This window comes from Cupriavidus basilensis (assembly GCF_029335485.1).
In the GTDB taxonomy this organism is placed as follows: domain Bacteria; phylum Pseudomonadota; class Gammaproteobacteria; order Burkholderiales; family Burkholderiaceae; genus Cupriavidus; species Cupriavidus basilensis_E.
Genome location: NZ_JARJLM010000150.1, coordinates 1 through 7,490, shown reverse-complemented (window position 1 = coordinate 7,490; position 7,490 = coordinate 1). Strand labels below are relative to the sequence as shown.

General features: G+C 67.7%; 9 protein-coding genes and 1 pseudogene. All 10 read left to right on the top strand.

Annotation, left to right across the window (positions count from 1 at the left end):
- A pseudogene (locus P3W85_RS08640) lies at positions 1-405 on the top strand (aliphatic sulfonate ABC transporter ATP-binding protein); the annotation flags it as partial.
- A 238-nt stretch (positions 406-643) separates the two neighbouring features.
- Positions 644-859 carry a TOBE domain-containing protein gene (locus P3W85_RS08635; RefSeq protein WP_017224957.1) on the top strand — a complete coding sequence of 72 codons (216 nt, stop codon included), beginning with the start codon at positions 644-646 and terminating at the stop codon, positions 857-859.
- A 42-nt stretch (positions 860-901) separates the two neighbouring features.
- The gene (locus tag P3W85_RS08630) at positions 902-1,813 is read left to right on the top strand and encodes an EAL domain-containing protein (protein ID WP_276264461.1); all 912 of its coding nucleotides are present in this window, start codon (positions 902-904) and stop codon (positions 1,811-1,813) included.
- A 23-nt stretch (positions 1,814-1,836) separates the two neighbouring features.
- A complete protein-coding gene (locus P3W85_RS08625) occupies positions 1,837-2,520 on the top strand; it encodes an RBBP9/YdeN family alpha/beta hydrolase (RefSeq protein WP_276264462.1) in 684 nt (227 codons plus the stop codon).
- Between the two features lie 192 nt (positions 2,521-2,712).
- Positions 2,713-3,657 carry a sulfate ABC transporter permease subunit CysT gene (cysT, locus tag P3W85_RS08620; RefSeq protein WP_017230769.1) on the top strand — a complete coding sequence of 315 codons (945 nt, stop codon included), beginning with the start codon at positions 2,713-2,715 and terminating at the stop codon, positions 3,655-3,657.
- Position 3,658: 1 nt separating this feature from the next.
- Complete coding sequence (cysW, locus tag P3W85_RS08615; RefSeq protein WP_276264460.1) at positions 3,659-4,597, top strand: sulfate ABC transporter permease subunit CysW; 939 nt, start codon at positions 3,659-3,661, stop codon at positions 4,595-4,597.
- Positions 4,594-5,742, top strand: coding sequence for a sulfate/molybdate ABC transporter ATP-binding protein (locus tag P3W85_RS08610; protein WP_276264459.1), 1,149 nt, complete (start codon positions 4,594-4,596; stop codon positions 5,740-5,742). Before cysW ends, P3W85_RS08610 begins: the two co-directional genes overlap by 4 nt.
- The gene (locus P3W85_RS08605) at positions 5,739-6,686 is read left to right on the top strand and encodes a CysB family HTH-type transcriptional regulator (protein WP_276264458.1); all 948 of its coding nucleotides are present in this window, start codon (positions 5,739-5,741) and stop codon (positions 6,684-6,686) included. The genes P3W85_RS08610 and P3W85_RS08605 overlap by 4 nt, the downstream gene beginning before the upstream one ends.
- 288 nt (positions 6,687-6,974) lie before the next feature.
- Positions 6,975-7,181 carry a LiaI-LiaF-like domain-containing protein gene (locus P3W85_RS08600; RefSeq protein ID WP_276264457.1) on the top strand — a complete coding sequence of 69 codons (207 nt, stop codon included), beginning with the start codon at positions 6,975-6,977 and terminating at the stop codon, positions 7,179-7,181.
- A partial coding sequence (locus P3W85_RS08595) for an Mpo1-like protein (protein ID WP_276264456.1) occupies positions 7,178-7,490 on the top strand: 313 nt, incomplete at its 3' end. The genes P3W85_RS08600 and P3W85_RS08595, both read left to right, overlap by 4 nt.

Below are 7,490 nucleotides of genomic sequence, written 5' to 3'. Positions count from 1 at the left end.
CGTGCACTGGTCCACCACCCGCGCCTGCTGCTGCTGGACGAGCCGCTGGGCGCGCTCGATGCGCTGACGCGCATCGAAATGCAGGGCCTGATCGAGGCGCTGTGGCAGCGCCTGGGTTTTACCGCGCTGCTGGTCACCCACGATGTCTCGGAGGCGGTCGCGCTGGCCGACCGTGTGGTGCTGATCGAGGATGGCCGCATTGCGCTGGACCAGCGTGTGGCGCTGCCGCGGCCGCGCCAGCGGGGCTCCGCCGCGTTCGCGCAGCTGGAGGACGCGGTCCTGCGCCGGGTGATGCAACGCGACGGGGCAGCGCCGCACGATGCCGCTGTGCCTGGGCACCATGCGGGCCGCGCGGCGGACTGGCCGGTCGCGCGCACGGCCGACTCGGTGCGCTGGGCGATCTAGGCGCGCAAACGCGGCAAGCGCCGGCAAGGTGGCAAACCATGCGGCAGACAAGCTTGCATGCAAGGCTGCATGCAAGGTGGCAGGCGAGACAAGCACCGTCATATGCCGGCGGGTCGGGCGGAGCCGGCGCAACCGGCGAGCGACCAGGGCGCGCGTGAGCGGGCAACGTCACTCATCGCAATTCACTCAACAGGTTTCACGCATTCTTCATTCTCACTGACGCAAAGGAACTTCTATCATGAGCATTCAGGCCATCAACGTACGTAACCAGTTCCGCGGCAAGGTTGCCGCCATCATCGAAGGCCCGGTGGTCTCGGAGGTCGACGTCGAGACGCCGGCCGGCATCGTCACCTCGGTCATCACCACCCGCTCGGTCAAGGACCTCGGCCTCGCCATCGGCAGCGAAGTGGTTGCCCTGGTGAAGGCCACCGAGGTCTCGCTGGCCAAGCTTTGACGTCTCGCCCGAGGCGCAGGCGCAACGCATAAGGAAATCGCAATGGCAAGCGCGAACGAAGCAGGCGTGGGGCTGGCGGCACTCACCCACTACCTGGAAGGGTTGCCGCGGCGGCCCGAGAACGATCGCCAGTTGTGGCGCGACGAGCGTGGCCAGGTGCAGGGCCAGTTCTACAACTGTTCGCTGACCAGCGCCTTCGAGCCGCTCATCACCTTGTCCAGCCGCGACGTGGTGGCGCACGAGGGCACGCTGCGCACCTATGCCGGCGACGGCGTGGGACTGGCCGCGTGGAAGCTGTTCGCCATGGCGGCGGACGATGCCTCGCTGGTCTCGCTGGACCGGCTCTCGCGGCTGGTGCATGCCATCAATTACTTCGCCGCGGACGGCGACCGCAAGCTGGTGCTCAATGTCCATAACCGGCTGCTGGCGGCGGTGGCCGACGATCATGGCTCCGCGTTCCGGCGCGCGCTGCAATCGCTCGGCCTGCCGCTCGAACGGTTCGTGATCCAGGTGCCGGCCAGCGCCAACGACGATCTGCCGCTGTTGCTGCATGTGGTGGGCAACTACCGCCGCAATGGCTTTGCCGTCAGCCTGCAGGCATCGGACCCGGCGGAGGCGGGCGCGTTGATGGCGCACGCCTTGCCTGACTGGCTCAAGCTCGACATGCGCCGCAACTGGACCGACCGCCAGCTGGCCGGGCTGCAGGCCAGCGCGGACAGCGCCGGCGTGACCCTGATCGGGCGCCGCCTGGAGAACGCCGAGCATGCCGAGCGGCTGCAGGCGGCCGGCATCGCGCTGGGGCAGGGCAGCTACACCGGCGCGGCGGTCAGCGCGCGCAACCTGCGCGATGTGCGAGGGGAGCGCGGCGGTGCCGGCAATGACGAAACCGAGGGTGGGGCGGCCCGGACCCGGTCCGGCCGTGCCCAGATGGAGTTGAGCAAGGAGCCGATATGACGCAGACGAAGAGGCCGGCCGCGATGGAGCCGCGCGGCGGGCAGGCGGGCAGTGGCGGACGGGCCGCCGAGGTGCGGCTGAAGGTACCCAAGGGTCTGCAGATCCTGACGGTACCCGGCCTGCACGGCAGCGGCCCGGGCCACTGGCAAAGCCGCTGGGAGCAGCGTTTCCCGGACTGGCAGCGGGTGGAGCAGCACGACTGGTCGCGCCCGAGCCTGCCGCTGTGGGCCGAGCGCGTCTCCGAGAGCGTGATGCGGGCGCAGCGGGTGGCGCAGCGCGGGGTCATCCTGGTGGCGCACAGCTTCGGCTGCCTGGCGGCGCTGCGCCAGGCAGCGCTGGATCCCGAAGGCATCGCGGGCGCATTGCTGGTGGCGCCGGCCGATCCGGACAAATTCGGCGTGGCCGGGCTGCTGCCGGCACACCGCCTGGCGTTTCCCACCATCCTGGTGGCCAGCCGCAACGATCCATGGATGCTGCAGCGCACGGCCTTCAGCTGGGGCACGCTGTGGGGCAGCGAGCTGCACGACGCAGGCATGCTGGGCCACATCAATGCGGATTCCGGGCTGGACCAGTGGCCTGAAGGGCTCGCGCTGCTGGATACCCTGATCCAGCGGATCGAGGCGGAGGGCAGCGCCGGTCTGTCCGGGGACCGCGCCGGGCCTTGGGAAGCGGGCGTGGAAGTGTCGTCCACGTTTCCTTATATCTAAAACGCCTAAGAACATACGTAAAGATTCGTTCTGTTTATAAGGCGGTATCTGCAGAATTTGTCTCGTAGGCCGGTGCCTTATGCGCCGGCGTCATAAAGAAACCGTCCCCGCTTCCTGGATTTCTGGCCAGAAACCTTGCCGAAATCCTTTGTCGGGCGGCGGATACGACACCGACGGCACAGACGAGACGACATGCCACCCTCGATTTCCCTGGCGGACAATCCGCCCCCGGCGAGGCCGGATACCCCGCAGGCGCGCAGGCGCACGCCCGTCAAACCGGGCAAGCAGCGCTTTACCGTGCTCCCGGGCTTTGGCCTGTCGTTGGGCTTCACGCTGTTCTATCTGACGCTGATCGTCCTGATCCCGCTGTCGGCGACCTTTCTCAAGACCTTCACCATGAGCTGGGAAGGTTTCTGGAGTGCGGTGAGTGCCCCCCGGGTGGTGGCTTCCCTGCAACTCAGCTTCGGCGCTTCGCTGATCGCCGCCATCGTGAACACCGTGTTCGGGCTGGTGGTGGCCTGGGTGCTGGTGCGCTACCGCTTTCCCGGCAAGCGCCTGGTCGATGCGCTGGTGGACCTGCCGTTTGCCTTGCCCACCGCGGTGGCCGGTATCGCACTGACCGCGCTGTACGCCGGCAACGGCTGGCTCGGCCGCTACCTGGAGCCGCTCGGCATCAAGGTGGCCTTCACGCCGCTGGGCGTGGTGGTGGCGCTGACCTTCATCGGGCTGCCCTTCGTGGTGCGCACCGTGCAGCCGGTGCTGGAGGATGCGGAGCAGGAACTGGAGGAGGCCGCCGCCAGCCTGGGCGCCACCCGCCTGCAGACCTTTGTCCGCGTGATCCTGCCGACCATCCTGCCGGCGCTGCTGACCGGGTTCGCGCTGTCTTTCGCCCGGGCCACTGGCGAGTACGGCTCGGTGGTGTTTATCTCCGGCAATATGCCGATGGTCTCCGAGATCGCGCCGCTGATGATTTATTCCAAGCTGGAGCAATACGACTACGCGGGCGCCACCGCGGTGGCGGTGGTGATGCTGGTGATCTCCTTCGCCCTGCTGCTGCTGATCAACCTGCTGCAGGCGTGGACACGCCGCCACCACCAGGCAGTGCGCGCCTCCGTGGCGCTGGATACGGAGCACTGACATGGCCGGCGTCGTTACCAAGGGCCTGGGCGGCCGTTCCGCCCCCGCCGCGCGTTTTCGGGATGCCACGGGCGAGGCGCCGTGGGTGCGCTACACCCTGATCACGATCGCGGTGGTGTTCCTCGCACTGTTCCTGTTCATCCCGCTGGCTTCGGTGTTCTATGAAGCGCTGCGCAAGGGGGTGCAGACGTATTTCGATGCGCTGGTCGAGCCAGATGCCGTGGCCGCGATCCAGCTCACGCTGCTGGTGGCCGCCATTGCGGTCCCGCTCAACGTGGTGTTCGGCGTGTCCGCGGCGTGGGCCATCGCCAAGTTCGATTTTCGCGGCAAGAATCTGCTGATCACGCTGATCGACCTGCCGTTCTCGGTGTCGCCGGTGATCTCGGGCCTGGTCTATGTGTTGCTGTTCGGCGCGCAGGGCTGGCTGGGGCCGTGGCTGCAGGCGCACGACATCAAGATCATGTTCGCGGTGCCGGGCATCGTGCTGGCCACCATCTTCGTCACCTTTCCCTTTGTCGCGCGGGAGCTGATTCCGCTGATGCAGGCGCAAGGCAGCGAGGAAGAAGAGGCCGCCATCGTGCTGGGCGCCTCGGGCTGGCAGACCTTCCGCCGTATCACCCTGCCCAATATCCGCTGGGGCCTGCTGTACGGCGTGATCCTGTGCAATGCGCGGGCCATGGGCGAGTTCGGCGCGGTCTCGGTGGTATCGGGCCATATCCGCGGGCTCACCAACACCATGCCGCTGCACGTGGAGATCCTCTACAACGAGTACAACTTCGCGGCCGCCTTCGCGGTGGCATCGCTGCTGACGCTGCTGGCCCTGGTCACGCTGGGGATCAAGACGCTGGTGGAATACCGGGCGCGCGGCGAACACGCGGAAGACGGGAACTTCGCGCCGGAAAACCCGGCCGCCGGCAAATTGCAAGGACAGGCATCATGAGCATCCAGGTCAAGAATGTGCAGAAGCGCTTCGGCAATTTCGTCGCGCTCGACGACGTCACGCTCGATTTCGACGAAGGCCAGCTGACGGCGCTGCTGGGGCCATCCGGCTGCGGCAAGACCACCCTGCTGCGCATCATCGCCGGCCTGGAGCGGGCGGACGATGGCCAGATCCTGCTGGAAGGGCGCGATGCCTCGCACCAGCATGTGCGCCAGCGCCAGGTCGGCTTTGTCTTCCAGCATTACGCCCTGTTCAAGCACATGACAGTGTTCGAGAACGTGGCCTTCGGCCTGCGCGTGAAGCCGCGCGCCGAGCGCCCGGGCGAAGCGCAGATCCGCGACAAGGTCCGCTCGCTGCTGGAACTGGTGCAGCTCGACTGGCTGGCCGACCGCTATCCGCCGCAGTTGTCCGGCGGGCAGCGCCAGCGCATTGCGCTGGCCCGCGCGCTGGCGGTGGAGCCGCGCGTGCTGCTGCTCGACGAGCCGTTCGGCGCGCTCGACGCTAAGGTCCGCAAGGAACTGCGCCGCTGGCTGCGCCGCCTGCACGACGAACTGCACGTGACCAGCGTGTTCGTCACCCACGACCAGGAAGAAGCGCTTGAAGTGGCCGACCAGGTGGTGCTGATGAACTGCGGCCACGTGGAGCAGGCGGGCACGCCGGAAGCCGTCTACAACCATCCGGCCACGCCCTTCGTGTTCGGCTTCCTCGGCAACGTCAACCTGTTCCACGGCCGGCTTGAAGTCGGGGAGCGGGGCGGCCTGCTGCATACCGGCGACGCGATCCTGCCTGTCACCGGCAGCGGGCACGAAGCGGCCGGCGACGCCGTGGCCTATGTCCGTCCGCACGATCTCGATCTCGAACGCTATGCGCCCGGCGCCGACGGCATCGCGGTGACGCTGCGCCGCGCGCTCACGCTGGGCCCCGTGGCCCAGCTCGAACTGGAACGCGAAGATACCCAGGAGGTGATCGAAGTGGCGCTGCCGCTCGAGCGCTTCCGCCACCAGGGCTTCCGCGAAGGCGAACTGCTGGCGGTAAGGCCGCGCCAGTTGCGTGTCTTCGCCCAGCCGCAGTCCCACGACAAAGCCAGATCACAATCACAATCACAAGCCCGGGCCAATGTTGCCCCGGCGGGAGCCGCATCATGAATTTCCAGCAACTGCGTTCGATCCGCGAGGCGGTACGCCGCCAGTTCAACCTGACCGAGGTCGCCAATGCCCTCTACACTTCGCAGCCTGGCGTATCCCGCCAGATCCGCGAGCTGGAGGAGGAGCTTGGCGTCGAGATCTTCGAGCGCTACGGCAAGCGCCTGACTGGCCTGACCGAGCCCGGCCGCGAGATCGTGCGCATCGTCGAGCGCCTGCTGCTCGAGGCCGAGAACCTGCGCCAGGCGGGCGACGAATTCGCCGGCCGCCATACCGGCCGCCTGACGGTGGCCACCACCCACACCCAGGCGCGCTATGCCCTGCCCAAGGTGGTGCAGAGCTTCCGCCGCGCCTATCCGCACGTGACGCTGGCGCTGCAGGAAGCCTCGCCGGCGCATATCGTGGAACTGCTGCTGACCGGGCAGGCGGATATCGGGATCGCTACCGAGGCGGTGGCCAGCGAAGCGGGCCTGACGTCGTTCGAGGCCTACACCTGGCAGCACGTGCTGGTGGTGTCGCCGGAGCATCCGCTGACGCACCTGCCGGAGCCGACGCTGGAGGATATCGCCGGTTTCCCGATCATCACCTACGACGCCGGCTTCACCGGCCGCCGCAAGATCGACGGGGCCTTTGCCGCGGCCGGCCTGCAGCCGGAGATCGTGCTGACCGCCATGGACGCCGATGTGATCAAGACCTATGCGGAGCTGGACCTGGGCGTGGGCATCATCGCCTCGATGGCCTACGACGAGCGCAAGGATGCCGGGCTGGTGCGGATCTCGGCCGATCACCTGTTCGAGTCCAATACCACCAGCGTGGCCGTGCGGCGGGGCGCCTACCTGCGCGGCTACGCGCATGCCTTCATCAATATGTTCGCGCCCCACCTGTCGCGCGATACGGTCACCAGCGCGCTGTCGGAACCCGCCGGCGGGCAGGTGGTGGAAGCCTGACCGGCGGCAAGCGCGGAAAGGCGCGCCGGTGGGGAAGGGGCGCCGCCGGCGCCTCCCGGCAGGCGCCATGACGGGCGTTCCTCTTTGCCAACCCGGTGCCGCTGGCACCGCATCCTCGCCTTTCGCGCCCCCGATTCTCCATTCGTCGCACACTACTTCCGCCAAGCGCGTGCCCGGCGTACAGTCGCTACAGTTCGTGGCGGAATACATTGAAGGCGTCACATCGGATTGATGCACCGCAACAATGACGGTGCGCCCGAGAGAGCAGCGAAGCGCGAGGAGAGCGAGATGAAACAAGGCCGTGGCGGCAAGGGGCTGATTGCCCCCGTGGTCCTGATCCTGCTGGGCGGGATCTTCCTGGCACAGAACACCGGTGTCCTGCCGGAATACGTCGCCCGCGAGGGATGGCCGCTGCTGCTGGTGGCCGTGGGCGTGCTGCTGCTGGTGCGCCGTCTGGTCTGGCGCCGCGTCAACCAGCGCGGCACCGGGCAATGAGCCGGCACCCGGAAGGGCTGCTGCGCTGGCAATGGCACGGCTACGCCCGCAATCACACGCATCCGCGCAGCCTGTTGCTGCACATCGTCGCCGTGCCGATGTTCCTGGCGGGCAATGTGCTGTTCTTCTATGGCCTGCTGTCGTTGTCCGTTCCCGCGCTGGGCCTGGGCGTGCTGTGCATGGCCCTGTCGATGATGCTTCAGGGGCGCGGTCACCGGTTCGAGGCGGTCCGGCCCGAGCCGTTTGCCGGCCCGCTCGACGTGGCGCAGCGCATCCTGGCCGAACAGTGGATCACCTTCCCGCGCTATG

What these genes read in the sequence shown, in the direction of transcription:
- P3W85_RS08635 (WP_017224957.1), top strand. Translation starts at nt 644, where the DNA reads ATGAGCATTCAGGCCATCAACGTACGTAACCAGTTCCGCGGCAAGGTT.
- P3W85_RS08630 (WP_276264461.1), top strand. Translation starts at nt 902, where the DNA reads ATGGCAAGCGCGAACGAAGCAGGCGTGGGGCTGGCGGCACTCACCCAC.
- P3W85_RS08625 (WP_276264462.1), top strand. Translation starts at nt 1,837, where the DNA reads ATGGAGCCGCGCGGCGGGCAGGCGGGCAGTGGCGGACGGGCCGCCGAG.
- cysT (WP_017230769.1), top strand. Translation starts at nt 2,713, where the DNA reads ATGCCACCCTCGATTTCCCTGGCGGACAATCCGCCCCCGGCGAGGCCG.
- cysW (WP_276264460.1), top strand. Translation starts at nt 3,659, where the DNA reads ATGGCCGGCGTCGTTACCAAGGGCCTGGGCGGCCGTTCCGCCCCCGCC.
- P3W85_RS08610 (WP_276264459.1), top strand. Translation starts at nt 4,594, where the DNA reads ATGAGCATCCAGGTCAAGAATGTGCAGAAGCGCTTCGGCAATTTCGTC.
- P3W85_RS08605 (WP_276264458.1), top strand. Translation starts at nt 5,739, where the DNA reads ATGAATTTCCAGCAACTGCGTTCGATCCGCGAGGCGGTACGCCGCCAG.
- P3W85_RS08600 (WP_276264457.1), top strand. Translation starts at nt 6,975, where the DNA reads ATGAAACAAGGCCGTGGCGGCAAGGGGCTGATTGCCCCCGTGGTCCTG.